This window comes from Bradyrhizobium sp. LA6.8 (genome assembly GCF_040547935.1).
Lineage (GTDB): Bacteria > Pseudomonadota > Alphaproteobacteria > Rhizobiales > Xanthobacteraceae > Bradyrhizobium > Bradyrhizobium barranii.
On sequence record NZ_JBEPQQ010000002.1, the window covers coordinates 210,596 to 230,943 of the forward strand.

Here is a 20,348-nt window from a genome sequence, read left to right on the forward strand (position 1 = left end):
CTCGGGAACGGCGGAGCAAATAAGCGGCGCCGGTAAGGCCTGCTTTTGCAGCAGGACGATGGCCGGCGCAAGGCGGCCGGGATGGTAAACGGCGCTTGTCCGGGACGCTCGCCTGGCTCTAACTGTCGCCAACCATAACGGGCTCGAAGAGGAAACTGATGGATCGCCGCAACTTCATCGCCGGATGTCTCGGGTTGCCGCTGTTGGCGCAGGCGGGCGGATCGCAAGCGCAGGCCGGGCTGACAAAAATGATCTTCCCGTTCGCGGCGGGAGCGGGCGGCGACACGCTGTGCCGGCTGATCGCGCAGGAGATGGCGCCGGTGCTGCAACGGACCATCGTGGTCGAGAACCGTACCGGCGGCGACGGCCTGATCGGCATCAAGGCGGTGAAGGGCGCGAGTGCCGACGGCAGCATGGTGCTGGTAACGACGGGCCCCACCATGTACCTGCTGCCGATGGTGGAGACGACGCCGAGCTTCGACACGGCGAAGGATTTCATGCCGGTGTCGCTGTTGGCGCGGTTCGAATTCGCAGTCGTGATCGGCCCGGCGATTGACGCTGCCGATTTCAAGTCATTCGTGGCGTGGCTGAAGGCGCATCCGGACAAGACGTCGTTCGGGGTGCCGAGCAACGGCACCATTCCGCATTTCATGGGCTCCAAGCTCGAGAAGGATCTCGGCATTCCCTTGACCCGCGTGCCCTATCGCGGGAGCGCGCCTATCCTCAACGATCTCATCGGCGGCCATCTGTCGTTCGGCATCGTGACATTGGCCGATGCGCTGCCGCAGCACCGCGCCAAGGGCGTGAAGATCATCGCGGTCGCGAGCGCGGAACGTTCGCCGTTCGCGCCCGAGGTCCCGACGCTGAAGGAGAGCGGCATCGATCTCGTCGCGGATGCCTGGTACGGCATGTGGCTTCCCGCCGGCAGCCCGCCGGACTTCGCCAGCAAGCTCGGCGCCGCCGCGAGCGCGGCGCTCGCCAAGCCCGAGGTGAAGGAGAAGCTCACCGCGATCGGGCTGATTCCGGTCGGCAGCACCGCGGATGGGCTGACCAAGGAGCTCGCCGCCAACACGGCGTTCTGGCAGCCGATCGTGAAGGCGACAGGATACAAGATCGAGAATTGAACGCCGCGCGCTACTCTATCCCCTCATCCTGAGGAGCCGCGGGAGCGGCGTCTCGAAGGATGAAAGGCCCGGCTGTAGCAGCGGGGGCCTGCATGGTTCGAGACGGCGCTGTCGCGCCTCCTCACCATGAGGCTTACATCTTCGCGCGTTGCGCGATCCCGTCCTTGATCGACGCGAGCTCGGCTTCGTCCCAGACGCCGATCAAAATGCCGCCCTTCACCTGGAGCTGGTTGTCGGCATAGTTCGCGATCTTCTCGCGCGGCGTGGTGATGTGGTCGTTGGGATGCAGCGCCCAGTCGAACAGCTCGGCCTGAAGGCGAGCGATGATGCCGGCACACTCCGGATCGTCGCCGCGATCCAGAAACTCGTCCGGATCGGTTTCGAGATCATAAAGCATCGGGCGGAAGCCGGAGGCGTGGATGTACTTCCAGCGGCCGTCGAACACCATGAACAGGCGGCAGCGCTCGATCGGCTGGTTCAGCTTCAGCCGCACATCCTGCATGGCGTAGTCGTATTCGGAGAATACGACCTTGCGCCAGTCGGACGGCCTCTCGCCGCGCAGCAGTGGCAGCAGCGAGCGTCCTTCGAGGATGTGGCCCGGCACCTTGCCGCCGAAATAATCGACGAAGGTCGGCGCGAGATCGATGCCTTCCACCAGCGCGTCGCTGCGCGTGCCACGTGTGGCGTCGGCTTCCTTCGACGGATCGATGATGATCAACGGAATCTTCGCTGACTGTTCGTGGAACAGATCCTTCTCGCCCATCCAGTGATCGCCGAGATAATCGCCATGATCGGAGGTGAAGACGATCATTGTGGTGTCCAGCAGGCCGCGCGCCTCCAAAAACTTCATCAGCACGCCCATCTGGTCGTCGATCTGGGTGATCAGGCCCATATAGGTCGGGATCACCTTCTCGCGGGCCTCGTCGCGCGCCATGTTGCGGGAGTAGCGCATGTCCATGTAGGCGCCGAACACCGGATGCGGATTCTGGCGTTCGCGCTCGGAGCGGATCGCCGGGATCATGTCCGCTGTCGAATACATGCTGTCGTAGGGTTTTGGCGCGATATAGGGCCAGTGCGGCTTGATGTAGGACAGATGCAGGCACCACGGCCTGCCGTCAGTCTCGGCCTCGCTGATGAAGTCCATCGCGCGCCGGGTCATGTAGGGCGTTTCGGAATGCTCGTCCGGCACGCGCGCGGCCTTGTCGGCATGCACCAGGAGCCAGCCGTTCTGCAGGGAGCCGTCGTCCGCCGCGCCTGAATTCGCCCAATGCTCCCAGGGATTGGTCGCCTCGAATCCTTGGCTGCGCAGATACTCATCGTATTTCGGGCGCGGCCGTCCGGTCGGGTGCAGGCCGTCGTCGCGCTCATAGGGCTCGAACCCGCATTCGGCGACGTGCACGCCGATCATCGATTCCGGCGGGATGCCGAGCGCCTTCATGCCCTCGAGGTCGGGCGCCATGTGGGTCTTGCCGACCAGCACGTTGCGCACGCCGATCTTTTTGAGGTGGTCGCCGAGCGTGGGCTCGCCGACGCGCAGCGGCCAGCCGTTCCAGTGCGAGCCGTGCGAGCGCATGTAGCGCCCGGTGTAGAACGACATCCGCGACGGGCCGCAGATCGGCGACTGCACATACGCCTTGCTGAACAGGACGCCGCGCTTGGCCATGGCGTCGATGTTGGGCGTCTTCAGCGTGGGATGGCCGGTGCAGCCGAGATAGTCGTAGCGAAGCTGGTCGCACATGATCCAGAGAACGTTCTTCGCGCGCGCCATGCTTCGCCCCTGCCGTTTCTTGATCTTTTAATGCTGCGCTATCGAGGGCGCGATGACAAGCCAGTGATGCGCGCGCCTAGGGCGGCACATTCCACTGTCGTCCCCGCCTAGTGCGCAATTGCGCACGGGGCGCGGGGACCCATAACCACAGGGAGAGGTTTGACGAAGACTCGTCGTTCGGTACTACGACCATTCGCAATCTAGAGATCACGCGGTATGGGTCCCCGCTTTCGCGGGGACGACGGCGGGGAGGGAGATCAGGCCGACCACGGCTCCGCTTCGGCCGCGCTCTTCGCCTTGGCCGATACCGGGGCCTCGCCGATCACTTCGACAAGCGCGCGCAACGCTTCCTTCACGCCGTCGCCGGTGATGCCGGAGAGCAGCAGCGGTGTCTTCTTGGCGGCGCGCTTCAGCCGGTCCTTCTGCTTCTTCAACTCGTCCGGCCCGACCGCGTCGATCTTGTTCAGCGCGACGATCTCGATCTTGTCGGTGAGCAGGCCGCCATAGGCATTGAGCTCGTTGCGCACCGTCTTATACGCCTTGCCGGCATGTTCGCAGGTCGCGTCGATGAGATGCAGCAGCACGCGGCAGCGCTCGACATGGCCGAGGAAGCGGTCGCCGAGGCCGGCGCCTTCATGCGCGCCTTCGATCAGACCGGGAATGTCCGCCAGCACGAATTCGCGGCCGTCGGAATTCACGACGCCGAGCTGCGGATGCAGCGTGGTGAAGGGATAGTCGGCGATCTTCGGCTTGGCCGCGCTGACCTTGGAGAGGAAAGTCGACTTGCCGGCATTGGGCAGACCGACCAGGCCGGCATCCGCGATCAGTTTCAGCCGCAGCCAGATCCAGCGCTCCTCGCCGGGCTGGCCGGGATTGGCATTGCGTGGCGCGCGGTTGGTCGACGATTTGAAATGCGCATTGCCGAAGCCGCCATTGCCGCCCTCGGCCAGCACGAACTTCTCGCCGACATCAGTGAAGTCGTGGATCAGGGTCTCGCGATCCTCGTCGAAGATCTGCGTGCCCACGGGAACCTTCAGCACGATCGCCTTGCCGTTGGCGCCATGACGGTCCGAGCCCGAGCCGTTCTCGCCCTTCTGGGCCTTGAAATGCTGCTGGTAGCGGTAGTCGATCAGCGTGTTGAGGCCGTCGGCGACCTCGATGATCACGTTGCCGCCGCGGCCGCCATTGCCGCCGGAAGGACCGCCGAATTCGATGAACTTCTCGCGGCGGAACGCCACGCAGCCGTTCCCGCCGTCACCGGAGCGGATATAGACCTTTGCTTCGTCGAGGAATTTCATGGGCCATAGGTAGGGCAGGCGGTCCCGCGCGGCAACCCGGACTTATCCCTGAATCGGCCGAATTTCCGCGAATTTGACCCCGTGCTTAACCCGCAGGCCGTCTCCGGATCAGGAATTTCTGCATCCCCTCCAGCACCAGCTCCTTGCGCTGGTTGAATACGGTGCTTTTGAGCGTCACCGCGCCGGTCGTGCGACCCGGCACCAGCTCAGTGACCTCGAGCGCGGGATAGATGGTGTCGTTGGCGAATACCGGTTTGAGGAACCGGCTCGATTGCTCCAGGAAGCCGACCAGGGAGTCCTCGACCATGAACGGAAACAGACCCGCGCCGGGCGCGGTGTGGATCAAGGTCTGGAAGCCGTGGGCGAGCAGATGCGGCATGCCGCGGCTGCGGCAATATTCCACGTCGTAATGCACGGGATGGGTGTCGCCGCTCGCGGTCTGGAAGGCGGCGAACACCGCCGAGGTCTGGGTGCGGCTCGGCAGCACGAAGCGCTCGCCGACCACGAAATCCTCAAACCAGCGTTGCGCGGGGATCATGCGATGCCGGGTCGGGTCGAATTCGGTCATGTCCATGCTCTCTGGTTCGGGAGGCGTCTATCGCTATCGCGCCGCGACGAGTGCGACAATCCGTTCAATCAGCAGATGCGGGCTTGTCCGGCGCGGCCATGTGATTAAAACGGCGCCAATGCCCTTCTTCAAGAATCTCTCCGCCTATGACGACCGCTCCGCACGCCTTGCCGGCATTGCGTTGATGGTGCTGTCGATCTTCATGTTCTCGTTCGGCGACGCCATGGGCAAGTTCCTGGTCGGGACTTATTCGGTGGGGCAGCTCTTGTTCCTGCGCGCCTGCGCGGCGCTGCTGCTGCTGTCGCCGCTGGTCTGGCGGCAGCGTCACCAGTTCCTGCATCTGGAGCGGCCGCGCCTGCAGCTGTTTCGCGTCGTGCTGTCGACGCTGGAAGTGGCCGCTTTCTTCCTCGCGACGGTCTATCTGCCGCTCGCCGACGTCATCACCTATTATCTCGCGGGCCCCATCTTCGTCACCGCGATGTCGGCGATCTTCCTCGGCGAGAAGGTCGGCTGGCGGCGCTGGACGGCGATCCTGATCGGCTTCTGCGGCGTTCTGATCGCGTTGCGGCCGTCGGCGCAGACGGTCAGCCTGCCGGCGCTGATCGCGCTCGGCGGCAGCCTGTCGTTTGCGACCCTGATGCTGATCACGCGCAGCCTGCGCAAGACGCCCGACATCGTGATGGCGTCGTCGCAATTCATCGGCACGTTCTCGCTGGGTGCCGTGCTGTCGGCATTCCACTGGGTGCCGCCGACACCGGGCAGCCTCGCGATCTTCGCACTGGCGGGTTGCGTCTCGGTGACGGCGCTGTTCTGCGTCAACCGCTCGCTCAAGCTGGCACCGGCGAGCGTCGTGGTGCCCTATCAATATTCGATGATCGTCTGGGCCGTGATCTTCGGCTTCGTCGTGTTCGGCGACGTGCCGTCGATTGCCACCATCATCGGCGCCGCCATCATCATCAGCGCCGGGTTCTACATTTACTTGCGCGAACGCGATCTCGGCCGCCCGAGCAACGAGGTCAATCCGCCGGCGTAGCTGCGGTCACACTGTCGTCCCGGACAAGCGAAGCGCGAGCCCGGGACCCATACCCACAGGACGTCGTTTTGCGATAACTCGGAGTGGGAGCTTTGCGCCACACTTCTCCCTGGGATTATGGGTCCCGGGCTCGCGACTTTGTCGCGCCCCGGGACGACAGCAGTGTATGTGGCCGCGCGCCCTACCTCATCCGTCTCGCACTGCTCCAGTTCTTCAGCGACGACCACACGCCGCGTGACAGGCGGAAGCAATCGACGGGCGTGGACGAGCCCAGTGCGAGGAAGCGATGCAGCTGGACGCCGCTCCACTGGAAGCCGCACTTCTCCAGCACGTTGCGCGAGGCCGGATTGGTGACGCGCGCACCCGCATAGAGATGATCGTCCTCGAACTCCTCGAAGAAGAAGTCGATCGCGCCGCGCGCGGCCTCGGTGGCAAAGCCCTGGCCCCAATGCTCGACGCCGAGCCAGTAGCCGAGCTCGGCATTGTCGGGCGTGGAGCGGTCGACGCCGACCATGCCGACCGGCCCGGTGTCGTGCTCGATCAGGAACACCGTCTCGCTGCCGAGCGCGGCGGTGGCGCGGACGAATTCGACGGCGTCGTCCTGCGAATAGGGGTGTGGAAGGCGACGGGTGTTTTCCGCGACACGGCGGTCGTTGGCGAGGTGGGCGATGGTCCTGACGTCGGCGAGAGTCGGGCGCCGCAACGTCAGCCGCTCGGTGGCGACGACGCTCGGTCTCGCCTCCCGCAAGGTCACGCTCGAGAAATCCTGCAACATGTCCGGCTCCGTCAAAGTCACTAAGTGAAAAGTGAGCAAGTCAAACGAAAGGGGAGGCCGGTTTCCCTGCCTCCCCTGGAGCCGTCTCGTGGACTCCGCCGGTTCGGTCAAGGACCCGGCGGACTCCAAATTTGGTCCACCGTTTATTCAGCCGCCTCGGCGATCGGGAGTACCGATACGAATGTGCGGCCGTTGGCTTTGGCTTGGAACGTGACGCGACCCTCGATCTTGGCGAACAGAGTGTGGTCCGTGCCCATGCCGACATTAAGGCCGGGATGCCAGGTGGTGCCGCGCTGACGCGCAATGATGTTGCCGGGAATCACGACTTCGCCGCCGAACGCCTTGATGCCGAGGCGCTTGCCCTTCGAATCGCGACCGTTGCGCGATGATCCGCCTGCTTTTTTGTGAGCCATGGCTCGTCTCCAAAATCCTGCGTATTTCTAGATCAATTCCTTGACGGAATCATTTCACAATTTCTCACGCATCAATTCGTGATTGCGCGTGATCAAATTATGCGGCGGCTTCTTCGGTGGTCGCTTCCTTGGCGACCTTCTCCCGCTTCGGACGCGGGCCCTTGGTGGGCTTGGCGCCGTCCGTCAGGATCTCGGAGATACGGAGGACCGTGATCTCGTCGCGGTAGCCGCGCTTGCGGCGCGAATTCTTGCGGCGGCGCTTCTTGAACGCGATGACCTTCGGCCCGCGCTTGTGGTCGAGCACCTCGACCGCAACGGACGCGCCTGCGACCGTCGGGACGCCCAGGACCGGCGTGTCACCGCCGAGCACCAGCACTTCATTCAGCTGTATGATCGAGCCGACTTCGCCTTCGATCTTGCCTACTTCGAGAACATCATCCGGCACGACGCGGTATTGCTTGCCGCCGGTTTTGATGACTGCGAACATCGTTTTTTCTCCGTGTTCAAATCCCGGCCTCGCGACGAGAATCGTCCGGGCCGGCTTTTTGTCAGTCGCTATGGGTTTATGCGCGTTTTGTGCGGGTGGGAGTTATCCCTTTGAAAACCCACGCAAAAACAAGCGGCGCGAGAAACGCCCCGCGCCGGTTGCGGGACTTATAGCCGCCGGACGCCGCAAGTCAAGGAAAACCATCGGAAACAGCCCGGATTTGAAGGATTTGGGCCGTCGGCCGGCCCTCAGGCGAATCTGCAGCCGGTTTGCAACTTCCGGGTTCCCGCGCCGTTGTCCCCGCCGGAACAGGTAACCGGGCAGGGCTTTCATGGCAACGGACGAACTGGTCAAGACGACGACGGGCATCGCCACCCACGGCGCGGCACGGCTGCCGTCGGTGGACATCGACAGCTTCAACATCGAGATGAAGGACGAGGAAGGTTTCCTCGGCGACCGCGCCAGCAAGGGCGCGTTCCGCAAAATCCTCGAGCGCTGGCGCAAGCCGCTGCGCAAGGGCGGCGAAGACCCGTTCGGCAAGGAGCCATCGGATGAGATCAGCAAGAAGACGCTGGACGCCATCCTGATCGGCGATGACACCGAGGCCTGGGCCGTGGTGCATAGCGCCATCGAGGACTTTGCCCAGGAGCTCGCTTACGTCACCCGTCGCTTCCTCAAGAGCAAGGCCTGGGCGAAGACCGAGCGCATCGTCGTCGGCGGCGGCTTCCGCGATTCACGGCTCGGAGAGCTCGCGATCGCGCGCACCGAGATCATCCTCAAGGCCGAGGATTTCAAGATCGACATGGTGCCGATCCGCGCCCATCCCGATGAAGCAGGCCTGATAGGCGCGCTGCATCTGGCGCCATCATGGATTTTCGAGGCCCATGACAGCATCCTCGCGGTGGATATTGGCGGCACCAACATCCGCTGCGGCCTGGTGGAGACCAGCTGGAAGAAGGCCAAGGACCTGTCGAAGGCCAAGGTCGTGAAATCCGAGCTGTGGCGTCACGCCGACGACGAGCCGACCCGCGAGGGTGCGGTGAAGCGGCTCACCAAGATGTTGAAGGGGCTGATCACCGAGGCCGAGAAGGATGGCTACAAGCTCGCGCCCTTCATCGGCATCGCCTGTCCCGGCGTGATCAACGCGGACGGCTCGATCGAAAAGGGCGCGCAGAACCTGCCGGGCAATTGGGAGAGCAGCAAGTTCAACCTGCCGGCGAGCCTGATCGAGGGCATCCCCGCGATCGGCGAGCACGACACCGCGATCCTGATGCACAATGACGGCGTGGTTCAGGGCCTCTCGGAGGTCCCGTTCATGCAGGACGTCGATCGCTGGGGCGTGCTGACCATCGGCACCGGACTCGGCAATGCCCGCTTCACCAACCGCCGCAAGGAGAACGGCAACGGAAAAGACCGGGATTCTACTGAGAACGGCAAGAAAAAGGGCAAGAATGACTAGCTAGCGTTTTCAAGCGAAGTGGACGCCGGTTCGCGTCAAGAAAACGCGCAAAAACATGAATCTGGAGCCCCGTTCCGGTTTCATCGGAACGGAAGCGGCTCCAGAGTAACCTTGACTGGTTAGGTTAAGGACCGGATTGCGTTGCGGCGCACAGGACACTCGCTACGGTCGAATCGTCGCCTCACCCTGGCCGGCGAAGCCGCCCTTCCCAGCCAGTATTTCAATGAGCGGCACGGGACCGCCAGTGTTTACCGCGTCTGGCGGTCCCACCCCTGTCTTCAGCTCCAGCCGATCCGCTGAAAGAACGCCGCGATCTCCGCGGCCGCGCGATCCGGATCTTCCCGATGCGGGAAGTGGCCGACGCCCGGAAACATCGCAAGATCGAGATCGCCAAACGTCTCGCCCAGACGATCGGTCCAGGCATAGGGAAACAGCGGGTCGTGCTCGGCCCAGCGCACGCAGGTCGGCGCGTTGATCGGTGCCAGCTGCGGGGCTTCGCCCTTCATCATCGCGACCCGCCCGGCATGCGAGGCGCGATAATGCGCAAAGCCGCCGGCGAGATTGCCTTCTCTGAAGAAGTTGTCGGCGAAGGCGTCGAGAACATCGTCGAAGGCGTTCTTCCGATGCGCCCAACCCTTGAGGAAGTGGCTGATATAGAGTCGGCAGCTCTCGCGGCTCGCGCCGACGAGCGCGGGCGCCATCTCCATCTGGTGGAAGGATTGATACCAGATGTGGTTGAGCCTATCGGGCGCCGCCATGCGCGGCCCGATGCCGGGATAGACGAAGTCGAAGAAGAACAGCCCCGCGAGCCGCTCGCCCGCCTGCCGGGCCAAAGGCTGCATCACGGCACCGCCGACGTCATGGCCGACCACGGCGAATCGGTCGATGCCGAGCCCGTCCATCAGTGCCAGCATGTCGGCGGCATGGCCGTCCGGCCCAAAAGGCCCGTCCGGCTTGTCGCTGTCGCCGAAGCCGCGCAGATCGGGCGCGATCAGCATGAAACGGTCCGAAAGCCTTGATATCACCGGCTCCCAGGTCAGCCAGAATTCCGGCCAACCATGCAGCAAAAGCAGCGGTTTGCCGCTGCCAGCGCGGACCAGGTGGAAATCGGCGCCATTGGCCTTGATCGTGAGATGCTCCACGGCAGTTCCTCGCGGCGGTGAGAGCGTTTTCGACCGAAGCGGACACCGGTTCGCGTCAGGAAAACGGGTCAAAACAAGAATCTGGAGCCCCGTTCCGATTCACCGGAGCGGAAACGGCTCCAGGACAGGGGCTGAAAGAGGTAGCGGATTTTCCCCTTTCGCGCCTTGTCTGGCCCGCCATCCTCGCCTATTAACGCCCCCAACCACAGGGGCCCTGCTCCTTACTTGGCGCCTTCAGGAGAGGTGGCAGAGTGGTTGAATGCACCGCACTCGAAATGCGGCATAGGTGCAAGCCTATCGGGGGTTCGAATCCCTCCCTCTCCGCCATATTAAAGCGACTTTGAGAACTCCCACCAAGGACAGCCTCTCGGCGTCCCAGCAGCCTCTGCTGTCGTCCCCCCCGGGGACCGCAATCTGACACCGCACTTGCGACTGGCTGCCAAGCTTCTCCACAATGCCCCTCGTGACGACCCGCCCGAGGATCATTCCGGATGACGGCCAAAATCGATCTCCTCACGCTGCAGCTCTTCGTGGCGATCGTCGAGGAGCAGAGTATCGCGAAGGCGGCGGAGAAGAAGAACATTGCCGCGTCCGCGGTCAGCCGCCGCGTGTCGGATATCGAGGAACTGTTTCAGGTCGAGCTGCTGCATCGCCATTCGAAGGGGATCGAGCCGACACCGGCCGGCTTCGCCCTGCTCGAGCACGCCCGCATCATCCTGGGTAACCTGAGCAAGCTCGAGAGCGAGCTGACGGGATACCGGCAGGGCAAGCGCGGGCTGATCCGGATCTGTGCCAACAAGTCCGCGATCCTCGAAGCCCTGGCGGACGAGCTCAGCCTGTTCCTGGAACGGCATCCGCTGGTCCACATCGACATCGAGGAGGATCTCAGCCCCGCGATCGTGCGCGCGGTGGTGGAGAACCGGGCCGACATCGGTATTTTCGGCGGCAACATCGACGGACAGGATCTGGAGTTGCTGTCCTATCGCAGCGACAGCCTGGTCGCGCTGGTCACGCGCGATCACCCGCTGGCGGGCTGCGACAGCGTTCGCTTCCGCGAGCTGGTCGATTTCGACTTCGTCAGCCTGGAGAAGGGCAGCTCGATCGAGACGCTGTGCGTCAGGGCCGCCGCGGCGCTCGGACAGCACCTCAAGGTGCGAATCCGCGTCAGCAGTTTCGATGCGCTGTTCCGCGTCGTCGACGCCCGGATGGGGGTCGGAATCGTGCCGCTGGAGATCGTTCGCGACCGCTACGGCGTCGACAGTCTCGTCACCGTCCCGCTCGACGAGTCCTGGGCGCGCCGCGACCTGGTCATCGGCGTGCGCGATTACAAGTCGTTGCCCTCGGTGACGAAGCTGCTGGTGGAGCATTTGCGGACCCATGATGATGCGCGTCTCACCACGGGCAGCGTCTCCGACCGCCTGACGGTCGTGCGCGGCCGAAGCTAGCATCGCCCCTGCCGACGGCCAGCCATCGCCGGCCGCGATGGCTCCCTGCTCAACCGTCACTGCACATTTCCGCGACGGACTTCTATCCTGCTTCACAGAATTGGTGTCGGTCGGCATGATCGGCGGCAACACGGCACATCAGATGCCGAACAGAGGAGGACGGATCGTGGACACGCGTGGTCGCACGCTGCTGGCCAAAATCTGGGACCAGCATGTCATCGCCCATGTCAGCGATGATACCGATCTGCTTCACGTGGATCGCCATCTGCTGCATGACCTCGGCGGCTCCGCCGGCCTGATCAACCTCAAAAGCCGCAACATTCCGGTCCACAATCCCGAACTGACCTTCGCGACGCCCGATCATGCGATTTCGACGGCGTCCGGGCGTGCCGGCACGATCAAGACCGGGTGGGAGTTGCTGGCGGCGCTGCGGACCGAGACATCGGCAAGCGGCATCCGTCTGTTCGACCTCGACCAGCCGGGGCAGGGCATCGTCCATGTCATCGGGCCGGAGCTCGGTCTCAGCCTGCCCGGCTGCCTGATTGTCTGCGGCGACAGCCACACCTGCACCCATGGCGGGCTCGGCGCGCTCGCCTTCGGCATCGGCTCCAGCGAGCTCACGCATGTGCTGGCGACCCAGACCATCATCCAGCGCCGGCCGAAAACCATGCGCGTGACGTTCGACGGCCGGTTGCCGTTCGGCGTGACGGCGAAGGACCTCATCCTCGCTCTGATCGGCCATGTCGGCGCCGCTGGCGGCACCGGCTATGCCGTCGAATATGCCGGCAGTGCCATCAGGGACATGCCGATCGAAGGGCGGCTCACCATCTGCAATCTGTCGGTCGAGCTCGGCGCCAAGATGGGGCTGATCGCCCCGGATGAAGCGACGTTTGCGTACATCCGCGGTCGTCCCTATGCGCCGCAAGGCGAGATGTGGGAGCGGGCCGTCGCGGCCTGGCGGACGCTGCAGAGCGACAGCGACGCCGTATTCGATCGCGAGGTGTCGATCGACGTCGGAACCATCATCCCCCAGATCACCTGGGGTACCAGTCCCGAACACGTCCTCGGTGTCGATGGCCGCATCCCGGATCCCGCCGACATCGCCGATCCCGCGCGCCGCGGCGCGATCGAGATCGCGCTCGACTATATGGGCCTGAAGCCGGGTGCGCCGATCGCCGGCACGCCGGTCGATTGGGTCTTCATCGGCTCCTGCACCAACAGCCGTCTCAGCGATCTGCGCGCCGCAGCCGAAGTCGCGCGCGGCCGCAAGGTTGCGCCGGGCGTGCGCGCCTGGGTCGTGCCGGGGTCGGAGACCGTCAGGCGCGATGCGATGGCCGAGGGGCTCGACAAGATCTTCATCGACGCGGGCTTTGAATGGCGCGAGCCCGGATGCTCGATGTGCCTTGCCGCCAACGGTGAAACCGTGCCGCCCGGCCAGCGTTCGGTGTCGACGTCGAACCGGAATTTCATCGGCCGCCAAGGGCCGCGTGCCCGCACCCATCTGGCAAGTCCAGCCATGGCCGTGGCGGCGGCGGTGTCCGGAGCCATCGCCGACGTCCGAACGATGGAGCGCTAGATGCCGCAAGCCTTCACCAAGCTCACAGCGACGGCCGCGCCGATCATGCGTACCAATGTCGATACGGATGTCATCATCAGCATCAACCGCATGATCGGAAATTCCGTCCGCGGCAGTCTCGGCAAATGGGCGTTCGGATCGCTCCGCTATTTGCCCGATGGCTCGGACAATCCGGAGTTCATCCTCAATCGCGAGCCTTATCGCGCCGCGGAAATCCTGGTCACGGGTCCGAATTTCGGCTGCGGCTCGTCGCGGGAGGCGGCGGTGTGGTCGCTGCAGGAGATGGGCATCCGCGCCATCATCGGATCCGGCTTCGGCGATATCTTCTTCGCCAACTGCTTCCAGAACGGCATCCTGCCGGTGGTGCTGGACAAGGCCGTTATCGACGGCCTCGCCGCGGAGATCGAAGCAAGCCAGGGCGCGGGGCGTGTCAGTGTCGATCTGCAGGAGCAGACGGTTACCTCGCCATCGGGCGTGCGGCACGTCTTCGAGATCGATCCGCGCCGGCGTGCGGGTCTGCTCGAAGGCTTAGATGAGATTTCGCTGACGTTGCGGCGGGACCACGAGATCCGCGCATTCCAGGCATCCGACCGCGACGCGCGGCCGTGGATTCACTTTGCAGGACATCAGGCAGGACAATTGGCATGAACACGCTCTCGAACATGATCAAGGTCGCCGTGGTCGGCGGTGAAGGCATCGGTCCTGAAGTGACCGACCAGTCTCACCGCATTCTCAAATGGTTTTCGGCAAGGCGCGGCATTCCCGTGGCGCTGCGCGAAGCGCAATACGGTCTCATCCCCTATCTCGCGACGGGCAAGGTGTTGCCCGATGACACCGTCGAGGCGATGGAGGAGGCCGACGCTATACTCTGGGGCGCGACCGGCGGCCCGGAAACCACGGAGGTTCCGCCTGCAGCGCGCAAGGCGGGGAGCCTGCTGTCGCTGCGCAGCAAGTACGACCTCTATGCGAATCTCCGGCCCATCGTCGCCAATCCGGCGCTGGCGGACTCCGCGCCGCTCAAGGCCGCGGTGCTGAAGGATGTCGACTTCATCATCATCCGCGAGCTCACCAGCGGCATCTATTTCGGCGAGCCGCGTGGCATCGAAACGCTGCCCGACGGCCAGCGCCGCGGTTTCAACACCCAGCAATACACCACCAGCCAGATTCGCCGGGTGGCGCGAACCGCGTTCGAACTGGCGCGGACCCGCAAAGGCCGGGTCTGCTCCGTCGACAAGGCCAATGTGCTCGAGACCAGCGTGCTATGGCGCGAGGAGGTCATCGCGCTGCATGAGGCGGAATTCTCCGATGTGGAGCTGACACACCTCTATGTCGACAACGCCGCCATGCAGATCGTGCGGGCGCCCTCGCAGTTCGACGTCATGGTGACCTGCAATATCTTCGGCGACATTCTCTCCGATTGCGCCGCGATGGCATCGGGCTCGCTGGGCATGCTGCCGTCGGTCTCGCTCGGGCCGCCGGACCGGCTGGGCCGCCGCAAGGCGCTCTATGAACCGGTCCATGGCAGCGCGCCTGACATTGCGGGCAAGGGCATCGCCAATCCGCTCGGTTCGATCCTCAGTGTCGCGATGATGTTGCGCATCACCCTCAATCGGCCCGATGATGCCACGCTGCTGGAGAAGGCCGTGGATACGACCCTCTCCGCCGGCGCAAGAACGGCCGATATCGCCGAACCCGGCGCAAAAAGACTTTCGACCCAGGAGATGGGCGATGCGGTTCTGAACGCGCTCGACAAGGTGGTCGGCAAGGAGAGGGAGCACGCGTGATGAGGACTCGGGTCACCAGACGGGCCGCGTTGACGATCGTCGCCGGCGCCGGTGCGTCCATGGCGGCAGGACGGGCGTGGGCAGATACCCCGTCAGGCCGCGTGATCTATCCGGTGGCCATTCCGGTCTATCAGTCTCAATTCGTCGCCGACCGGGCCGGGTTCTTCAAGGAGGCCGGCCTCGACTGCAAGCTGATCCAGGGCGGCAGCGGCGTGAAGACGCGCGAGATCATCGCGTCGTCCCAGGGCGATATCGGTATCGGCGACATCACCCACCCGATGCAGCTCAGCAATCACGGCCGCAGCGCGCGCGTCCTGATGCCGGTCGATACCCGCAGCAATGCGGCGATCTTCATCATCCGCAAGGATCTGTTCGATCAGGGCATCACCACTCTTGAGGCGCTGGCGAAGTGGAAACGGCCCGACGGACGCAAGCCGATCGTTTCGGTGTCGTCGCTGGGCGGTACCAACCACGTCTGGGCGTCCTATTACATGGAAACCATGGGGCTGGACGACAAGGTGACCTGGATCGGCACCGGCAATGTCGACACCATGATGGGCACGTTGAAGACGAAACAGGTCGATGTTCTCATCAACTCGCCATCGATCCTGAAGGATTCGGTGGAGCAGGGCTGGGGTGCGCTGTTGTTCGATGGAACGGACGAGGCGGTCTGGGCCAAGTATATCGGCGGCAAGGTCCCGGTGACGTCTCATTTCACGCTGCAGGCGACCATCGACAAGGACCCGGCGAAGATGCAGGCGTTCGTCACGGCGCTGTGGCGCGCCACCCTGTGGATCAAGGGGCACTCTCCCGAAGAGATCTACGATATGATCGAGCCTTACGTCGGAAGCACGTCGCGCGATGCGAATATTTTCGACAGCGGCGTCATGAAGAAGGTCACCGATTACGAAGGCATCATCGATGCCGCCAGCTTCGCGCGCGGTCAGAAGGTCTGGTTTCGTGAAATGACCGGCATCAAGCCGCTCGCGATGGCCGACGTCGTCAACACCAGCTTCATCGAAGCGGCACGCAAGGCCTATCCGGCTTGACGATCCAGGCTTTACACACGCCGCACGTCGATGCGCCGCCTGAGACGCGGCGCATCGACGCGCGCGGTTTGTGCAAGACTTTCCAACTGGCGGGTACGGCCATCGAGGCCGTGCGCGACGTCTCCTTCAATGTCCGGCGCGGCGAATTCGTCGCCCTGCTGGGGCCATCCGGCTCGGGCAAGAGCACCGTCCTCAACATGATCGCGACGCTGGTCAAGCCGACCAGCGGTCAGATCCTGATTGATGGTACGCCCGTCGTCCCCGGACAGGCGACGCCCAATGTCGGCTATGTGTTCCAGCGCGACACCCTGTTTCCCTGGCGCACCGTCGCCGACAACATCGGTTACGGCCTCGAACTGGCGGGTGTCCCGGCGGCGGAGCGAAAGGATCGTGTCCGTGCATGCCTGGCGCAAGCCGGCCTGCAGGATTTCGACAATGCCTATCCCTCGGCGCTGTCGGGCGGCATGCGCCAGCGCGCGGCCTTGATGCGAACGCTGGTCGTCGAGCCGCAGGTTCTGCTGATGGACGAGCCGTTCGGTGCGCTCGACACCCACACCAAGATCGACATGCACGATGTGCTGCTGCGCATCTGGGAACGCGAGCAGCAGACCGTGCTGTTCGTGACCCATGATCTCGGCGAGGCCCTGACGCTTGCGGACCGCATCATTCTGTTTTCCGCGCGGCCGGGCCGGATCAAGGAGAGTTTCGAGGTGGATTTCGCCCGCCCGCGCAATGCGGTGAAGATCCGGGAGACGCCGCGTTATGCCGAGCTGTTTCAGCTGATCTGGCACTCGCTCGGCGAGGAATTCATCAAGGGCCGCAAGCCATGAGACGAGCGCGCCGCCCTGGCAGAACCCTGGCCTGGCAGATGCTGATCTGCGTCGGCTTCCTGTCGATCTGGCAGTGGGGGTACGATCTGCACGGGCGCCTTCCCTGGCTGGTGCCGGATCTGCTCGACCCCTATTTCGTGTCCAAGCCGTCCGACATCTTCGAGCACTTCCTGATCCTGAGCTGCCTCAAGTCGAAGCTCGGCGTGTTCAACGGCTGGTTCAATGGTGAATTCGCCCGCTGCATGGCGCGATCCGAGAACAATCTCTGGATCGCAACCGCCGTCACCCTGAAGAACACGTTCTTCGGTTTCGTCACCGGCGTCAGCAGCGGCTTTGCCGCGGGCCTCGTGCTCGGCCGCTCGGATCGGCTCAGCGCGATCTTCCAGCCGTTCATCACGGCGGTGAATTCGATCCCCCGCATCGCGCTGGCGCCGATCATCGTGCTGGCCTTCGGCATCGGCGATACCTCGAAGATCGTCACGTCGTGGATCGTGGTCGTCTTCCTCGTGTTCTTCAATACGTTCGAAGGGGCGCGCTCGATCGACGAGGGCTTTGTCAACGCGGCGCGGCTGCTCGGCGCCAGCGAGTGGCAGATCACCCGCACGGTGGTCATCCCCTCGACCATGGCCTGGGTCTTTGCCTCGCTGACGCCAGCGATCTCCTTCGCCCTGATCGGCGTGATCGTCGGCGAGTTCATCGGTGCGGAGCGGGGAATCGGGCGCCTGATCATCGAATCCGAGGCGCGCGCGGAGGCATCGGGAATGATGGTCGCCGTCGTCGTGCTGATGCTGGTCGGCGTCGCGCTGTCCGCGTTGATCTGGCGATTGCAGGCCTATCTGCTGCGCTGGCAGCAGCATAATCTCGCGGAGTAGCCCGAGCAGCGGCCTGCGTCGTTGATCACGGCCCCGCCAGCACCGTCCGCGCCGTCGCCACAAACGCCTGCGCTGCCGGCGACAGCGTGCGTCCCTGACGCTGCAGCAGCGACACCGGGCGGGTGATCGCCGGGCGTATCAGCGGTCTTGCGATCAGCGTCGGGAATTGATCGGCCGGCAGCATCGTCGCGGGGAGGATGGCGAGGCCGAGGCCCTGTGCGGTCATGGCGAGCGCGGTGTTGATCAGCGTGACCTCATAGGTTGGAGAAAGGTGCTTGCCCTGCGCGCCAAGGGCCTGGTCGATCTGCATGCGGATTCGCGTCTCGCGCCGCATCGCGATGGTCGGGAGCTGCGCCAGCTCGTCCCATGTCAGCGCGCGCCGCGCGGCGAAGTCGGCGGTGCGACGGCCGATCGCGCTCAGCCGCCCGCGGGTCAGCGTCTCGATCGTCATCTCCGCGAACTCACCCTCGACGCTGCCGATCGCGAACTCGGCATCGGTTGCGATCAGGCGCGGGACGAGGTCGTCGGCGGCGACGTCGCGCATGTCGATGTCGATCTCGGGATGGCCTGCGCGGAATTTCGCGAGAACCTGCGGCAGCAGTGCCGAAGCGGCGCCCGCCGACGCGACGAACGCGACGCGGCCGGCGCGGGCCTGCGCGAGGTCATGCATGCGCCGTGACAGGCCCAGCGCATCGCTCAACATGCGCTCGGCGGCGTGAAAGGCCTCGTCGGCGGCCAGCGTCGGCTGCACCGACCGCGTGGAGCGATCGAACAGCTTGACGCCGAGCTGCACTTCGAGCTGCTGGATCAGGAGGCTCGCGGCCGATTGCGTGATGCCCAGCTCGCGCGCGGCGCGCGTGATGCTGCGCGTGCGATACACGCCAGTGAAGGCCCGCAATTGTCGCAAGGTGACATTCATCGGAAAAGCTCATGAATTGATGAGTTCTTTCCGACTTATCGCATAAGATAGCCTGCAATAAAATGCATGCTGCGCGGGCAACGAATCCGCGATGATGCAAGGGGATGGAAACGAGCATGAGGACACAGGTGCTGGTCGTGGGCGCCGGGCCCGTGGGACTGACCGCGGCCATGGATCTGGCCTCGCGCGGGATCGACGTCGTCGTTGCGGAGATCCGCCACGCCGGCGATCCGCCCAGCGTCAAATGCAATCACGTCTCGGCGCGCTCGATGGAAATCTTTCGCAGGCTCGGCGTCGCCGCAAAGCTCCGCGACGCAGGCCTGCCCGCGGACTTCCCGAACGACTGCTCCTACCGGACCACGGCGACCGGCATCGAGCTCTGCCGTATCAACATTCCCTCGCGCGCGCGCCGCTACAGCGCCACCGGCGGCCCCGACACCTGGTGGCCGACGCCCGAGCCGCCGCACCGGATCAACCAGGTCTATCTCGAGCCGATCCTGTTCAGCCACGCCGCCGCTCAGCCGCGCATCACCATTTTGGCGCGCACGGAAATCACCGATATCGAGCAGGACGACGATCGTGTGGTCGCGCTAGGTCGCAACCTCGACAGCGGAAATTCTCTCCGCATCGAAGCCGACTTCGTGGTCGGCTGCGACGGCAGCCGCTCGCTGGTTCGCAAATCGATCGGCGCCAGCCTGTCCGGCACGCCGGTGATCCAGCGGGTGCAATCGACCTTCATCGAGGCGCCGCAACTGAAGGAACTGATGGGCGCGCACAAGCCGGCCTGGATGGTGCTCTCGCTCAACCCGCGCCGCTCCGGCACGACGGTTGCAATCGACGGCCACGACCGCTGGCTGATCCATAATCATCTGAGGCCCGACGAGCCTGAGTTCGACTCGGTCGATCGCGACTGGTCGATCCGTGCCATCCTCGGCGTCGACGAGCGGTTCGAGTACAAAATCCTCAGCAAGGAGGACTGGGTCGGGCGCCGGTTGGTGGCCGATCGCTTCCGCGACCGCAGGGTCTTCATCTGCGGCGACGCCGCGCATCTGTGGATGCCCTATGCGGGCTACGGCATGAATGCGGGCATCGCTGATGCCGTCGATCTCTGCTGGCAATTGGCGGCGCATCTGAACGGCTGGGCGCCGGCTTCGATCCTCGATGCCTATGAGGCGGAGCGCCAGCCCATCACCGATCAGGTGTCCCGCTTTGCCATGGACCATGCGATGAAGATGATGGCGCAACGCGGCGGCGTGTCCGCGGAGATCGAGGATGACACGCCGCGCGGCCACGCGACGCGCGCATCGCTTGCCAAGGCGGCCTACGATCTCAACGTGCAGCAATATTGCTGCGCGGGCCTCAACTTCGGCTACTACTACGATGCCTCGCCGATCATCGCCTATGACGGCGAAACCCCGCCGGCCTACGCGATGGGAAGCTTTACGCCGTCTACCGTGCCGGGCGCCCGCGCGCCGCATGTCTTCTTGCGCGACGGACGATCGCTCTACGATGCTTTCGGAGCGGGCTACACGTTACTCCGGCTCGACCCGACGATCGATGTGGCGCGGCTGCTCTCTGCCGCAGAACAGCGCGGCATGCCGCTTGCGCTGGTCGACATCGCGTCGGATGAGGCGAATGGGGCCTATGCCGAGAAGCTCGTGTTGGCACGACCCGACCAGCACATCGCCTGGCGCGGGCAGGCCGCGCCGGAAAATCCAGAAGGCCTGCTTGCGCGCATCACTGGTGCTGCGGCGTGATCGAATAGCAGGCTGCCTGCCGACGGCACGGCAGCCTGGTCGTGCCTAC

The 20,348-nt window shown here is 64.4% G+C and carries 19 protein-coding genes and 1 tRNA gene; 12 read left to right on the forward strand and 8 right to left on the reverse strand.

The features are described 5' to 3' along the window. Nucleotides 1-158 precede the first annotated feature (158 nt). The gene (locus ABIA90_RS08115; RefSeq protein WP_354118484.1) at nucleotides 159-1,124 is read left to right on the forward strand and encodes a Bug family tripartite tricarboxylate transporter substrate binding protein; all 966 of its coding nucleotides are present in this window, start codon (nucleotides 159-161) and stop codon (nucleotides 1,122-1,124) included. A gap of 133 nt (nucleotides 1,125-1,257) precedes the next feature. Here the strand turns inward: ABIA90_RS08115 and ABIA90_RS08120 are convergent, their stop codons facing one another. The 3 genes from ABIA90_RS08120 to ABIA90_RS08130 all read right to left on the reverse strand — a co-directional run bounded on the left by ABIA90_RS08120 (nucleotide 1,258) and on the right by ABIA90_RS08130 (nucleotide 4,758). Further along, on the reverse strand, nucleotides 1,258-2,892 hold the full coding sequence (locus ABIA90_RS08120; RefSeq protein ID WP_354118485.1) for an alkaline phosphatase family protein: 1,635 nt from the start codon (nucleotides 2,890-2,892) through the stop codon (nucleotides 1,258-1,260). Nucleotides 2,893-3,149: 257 nt separating this feature from the next. Continuing rightward, nucleotides 3,150-4,190, reverse strand: coding sequence for a GTPase ObgE (gene obgE / locus ABIA90_RS08125; RefSeq protein ID WP_354118486.1), 1,041 nt, complete (start codon nucleotides 4,188-4,190; stop codon nucleotides 3,150-3,152). Between the two features lie 85 nt (nucleotides 4,191-4,275). Next, nucleotides 4,276-4,758, reverse strand: a complete 483-nt coding sequence (locus ABIA90_RS08130; protein ID WP_354118487.1) for a MaoC family dehydratase — start codon at nucleotides 4,756-4,758, stop codon at nucleotides 4,276-4,278. 118 nt (nucleotides 4,759-4,876) lie between these two features. On the opposite strand from ABIA90_RS08130, the gene ABIA90_RS08135 reads away from it, so the two are divergent. After that, nucleotides 4,877-5,791 carry a DMT family transporter gene (locus ABIA90_RS08135; RefSeq protein WP_354118488.1) on the forward strand — a complete coding sequence of 305 codons (915 nt, stop codon included), beginning with the start codon at nucleotides 4,877-4,879 and terminating at the stop codon, nucleotides 5,789-5,791. Between the two features lie 181 nt (nucleotides 5,792-5,972). Here ABIA90_RS08135 and ABIA90_RS08140 read toward each other — a convergent pair whose 3' ends face one another. The 3 genes from ABIA90_RS08140 to rplU form a co-directional block, all read right to left on the reverse strand. Then, nucleotides 5,973-6,566, reverse strand: a complete 594-nt coding sequence (locus ABIA90_RS08140; RefSeq protein WP_071908626.1) for a GNAT family N-acetyltransferase — start codon at nucleotides 6,564-6,566, stop codon at nucleotides 5,973-5,975. 143 nt (nucleotides 6,567-6,709) lie between these two features. Then, nucleotides 6,710-6,979 (reverse strand): 50S ribosomal protein L27, encoded by a 270-nt coding sequence (gene rpmA / locus ABIA90_RS08145; RefSeq protein WP_011083253.1) that lies wholly within the window; start codon nucleotides 6,977-6,979, stop codon nucleotides 6,710-6,712. A gap of 97 nt (nucleotides 6,980-7,076) precedes the next feature. Then, complete coding sequence (gene rplU / locus ABIA90_RS08150; protein ID WP_063980440.1) at nucleotides 7,077-7,466, reverse strand: 50S ribosomal protein L21; 390 nt, start codon at nucleotides 7,464-7,466, stop codon at nucleotides 7,077-7,079. A 331-nt stretch (nucleotides 7,467-7,797) separates the two neighbouring features. On the opposite strand from rplU, the gene ABIA90_RS08155 reads away from it, so the two are divergent. Next, a complete protein-coding gene (locus ABIA90_RS08155; protein ID WP_354118489.1) occupies nucleotides 7,798-8,925 on the forward strand; it encodes an ROK family protein in 1,128 nt (375 codons plus the stop codon). 278 nt (nucleotides 8,926-9,203) lie between these two features. Here the strand turns inward: ABIA90_RS08155 and ABIA90_RS08160 are convergent, their stop codons facing one another. After that, nucleotides 9,204-10,067 carry an alpha/beta fold hydrolase gene (locus tag ABIA90_RS08160; protein WP_354118490.1) on the reverse strand — a complete coding sequence of 288 codons (864 nt, stop codon included), beginning with the start codon at nucleotides 10,065-10,067 and terminating at the stop codon, nucleotides 9,204-9,206. A gap of 237 nt (nucleotides 10,068-10,304) precedes the next feature. Here ABIA90_RS08160 and ABIA90_RS08165 point away from each other — a divergent pair. The 8 genes from ABIA90_RS08165 to ABIA90_RS08200 all read left to right on the forward strand — a co-directional run bounded on the left by ABIA90_RS08165 (nucleotide 10,305) and on the right by ABIA90_RS08200 (nucleotide 17,623). Beyond that, nucleotides 10,305-10,394, forward strand: a tRNA-Ser gene (locus tag ABIA90_RS08165). Nucleotides 10,395-10,558: 164 nt separating this feature from the next. Continuing rightward, nucleotides 10,559-11,512: a LysR family transcriptional regulator gene (locus ABIA90_RS08170; RefSeq protein WP_354118491.1), complete on the forward strand. Its 954-nt coding sequence runs from the start codon at nucleotides 10,559-10,561 to the stop codon at nucleotides 11,510-11,512. Nucleotides 11,513-11,654: 142 nt separating this feature from the next. Continuing rightward, entirely contained in the window at nucleotides 11,655-13,088 is a 1,434-nt protein-coding gene (gene leuC, locus ABIA90_RS08175) for a 3-isopropylmalate dehydratase large subunit (RefSeq protein WP_502916634.1), read from the forward strand. Next, complete coding sequence (leuD, locus tag ABIA90_RS08180) at nucleotides 13,089-13,736, forward strand: 3-isopropylmalate dehydratase small subunit (RefSeq protein ID WP_014490573.1); 648 nt, start codon at nucleotides 13,089-13,091, stop codon at nucleotides 13,734-13,736. After that, nucleotides 13,733-14,872 carry a 3-isopropylmalate dehydrogenase gene (gene leuB, locus ABIA90_RS08185; RefSeq protein ID WP_354118492.1) on the forward strand — a complete coding sequence of 380 codons (1,140 nt, stop codon included), beginning with the start codon at nucleotides 13,733-13,735 and terminating at the stop codon, nucleotides 14,870-14,872. The genes leuD and leuB overlap by 4 nt, the downstream gene beginning before the upstream one ends. After that, complete coding sequence (locus ABIA90_RS08190) at nucleotides 14,872-15,921, forward strand: ABC transporter substrate-binding protein (RefSeq protein ID WP_354118493.1); 1,050 nt, start codon at nucleotides 14,872-14,874, stop codon at nucleotides 15,919-15,921. The genes leuB and ABIA90_RS08190 overlap by 1 nt, the downstream gene beginning before the upstream one ends. A 2-nt stretch (nucleotides 15,922-15,923) precedes the next feature. Next, the gene (locus ABIA90_RS08195; RefSeq protein ID WP_502916635.1) at nucleotides 15,924-16,751 is read left to right on the forward strand and encodes an ABC transporter ATP-binding protein; all 828 of its coding nucleotides are present in this window, start codon (nucleotides 15,924-15,926) and stop codon (nucleotides 16,749-16,751) included. After that, complete coding sequence (locus ABIA90_RS08200; RefSeq protein ID WP_028158517.1) at nucleotides 16,748-17,623, forward strand: ABC transporter permease; 876 nt, start codon at nucleotides 16,748-16,750, stop codon at nucleotides 17,621-17,623. Before ABIA90_RS08195 ends, ABIA90_RS08200 begins: the two co-directional genes overlap by 4 nt. A gap of 25 nt (nucleotides 17,624-17,648) precedes the next feature. Here the strand turns inward: ABIA90_RS08200 and ABIA90_RS08205 are convergent, their stop codons facing one another. After that, nucleotides 17,649-18,542, reverse strand: a complete 894-nt coding sequence (locus ABIA90_RS08205) for a LysR family transcriptional regulator (RefSeq protein WP_166346602.1) — start codon at nucleotides 18,540-18,542, stop codon at nucleotides 17,649-17,651. Between the two features lie 116 nt (nucleotides 18,543-18,658). Here ABIA90_RS08205 and ABIA90_RS08210 point away from each other — a divergent pair, with 116 nt between their 5' ends. Then, complete coding sequence (locus ABIA90_RS08210) at nucleotides 18,659-20,299, forward strand: FAD-dependent oxidoreductase (protein ID WP_354118495.1); 1,641 nt, start codon at nucleotides 18,659-18,661, stop codon at nucleotides 20,297-20,299. Nucleotides 20,300-20,348: the final 49 nt, after the last annotated feature.

Bases quoted from the DNA above. Each gene is read 5' to 3' on its own strand.
- ABIA90_RS08115 (WP_354118484.1), top strand. From the start codon at position 159: ATGGATCGCCGCAACTTCATCGCCGGATGTCTCGGGTTGCCGCTGTTG.
- ABIA90_RS08120 (WP_354118485.1), bottom strand. From the start codon at position 2,892: ATGGCGCGCGCGAAGAACGTTCTCTGGATCATGTGCGACCAGCTTCGC.
- obgE (WP_354118486.1), bottom strand. From the start codon at position 4,190: ATGAAATTCCTCGACGAAGCAAAGGTCTATATCCGCTCCGGTGACGGC.
- ABIA90_RS08130 (WP_354118487.1), bottom strand. From the start codon at position 4,758: ATGACCGAATTCGACCCGACCCGGCATCGCATGATCCCCGCGCAACGC.
- ABIA90_RS08135 (WP_354118488.1), top strand. From the start codon at position 4,877: ATGCCCTTCTTCAAGAATCTCTCCGCCTATGACGACCGCTCCGCACGC.
- ABIA90_RS08140 (WP_071908626.1), bottom strand. From the start codon at position 6,566: ATGTTGCAGGATTTCTCGAGCGTGACCTTGCGGGAGGCGAGACCGAGC.
- rpmA (WP_011083253.1), bottom strand. From the start codon at position 6,979: ATGGCTCACAAAAAAGCAGGCGGATCATCGCGCAACGGTCGCGATTCG.
- rplU (WP_063980440.1), bottom strand. From the start codon at position 7,466: ATGTTCGCAGTCATCAAAACCGGCGGCAAGCAATACCGCGTCGTGCCG.
- ABIA90_RS08155 (WP_354118489.1), top strand. From the start codon at position 7,798: ATGGCAACGGACGAACTGGTCAAGACGACGACGGGCATCGCCACCCAC.
- ABIA90_RS08170 (WP_354118491.1), top strand. From the start codon at position 10,559: ATGACGGCCAAAATCGATCTCCTCACGCTGCAGCTCTTCGTGGCGATC.
- leuC (WP_502916634.1), top strand. From the start codon at position 11,655: ATGCCGAACAGAGGAGGACGGATCGTGGACACGCGTGGTCGCACGCTG.
- leuD (WP_014490573.1), top strand. From the start codon at position 13,089: ATGCCGCAAGCCTTCACCAAGCTCACAGCGACGGCCGCGCCGATCATG.
- leuB (WP_354118492.1), top strand. From the start codon at position 13,733: ATGAACACGCTCTCGAACATGATCAAGGTCGCCGTGGTCGGCGGTGAA.
- ABIA90_RS08190 (WP_354118493.1), top strand. From the start codon at position 14,872: ATGAGGACTCGGGTCACCAGACGGGCCGCGTTGACGATCGTCGCCGGC.
- ABIA90_RS08200 (WP_028158517.1), top strand. From the start codon at position 16,748: ATGAGACGAGCGCGCCGCCCTGGCAGAACCCTGGCCTGGCAGATGCTG.
- ABIA90_RS08205 (WP_166346602.1), bottom strand. From the start codon at position 18,542: ATGAATGTCACCTTGCGACAATTGCGGGCCTTCACTGGCGTGTATCGC.
- ABIA90_RS08210 (WP_354118495.1), top strand. From the start codon at position 18,659: ATGAGGACACAGGTGCTGGTCGTGGGCGCCGGGCCCGTGGGACTGACC.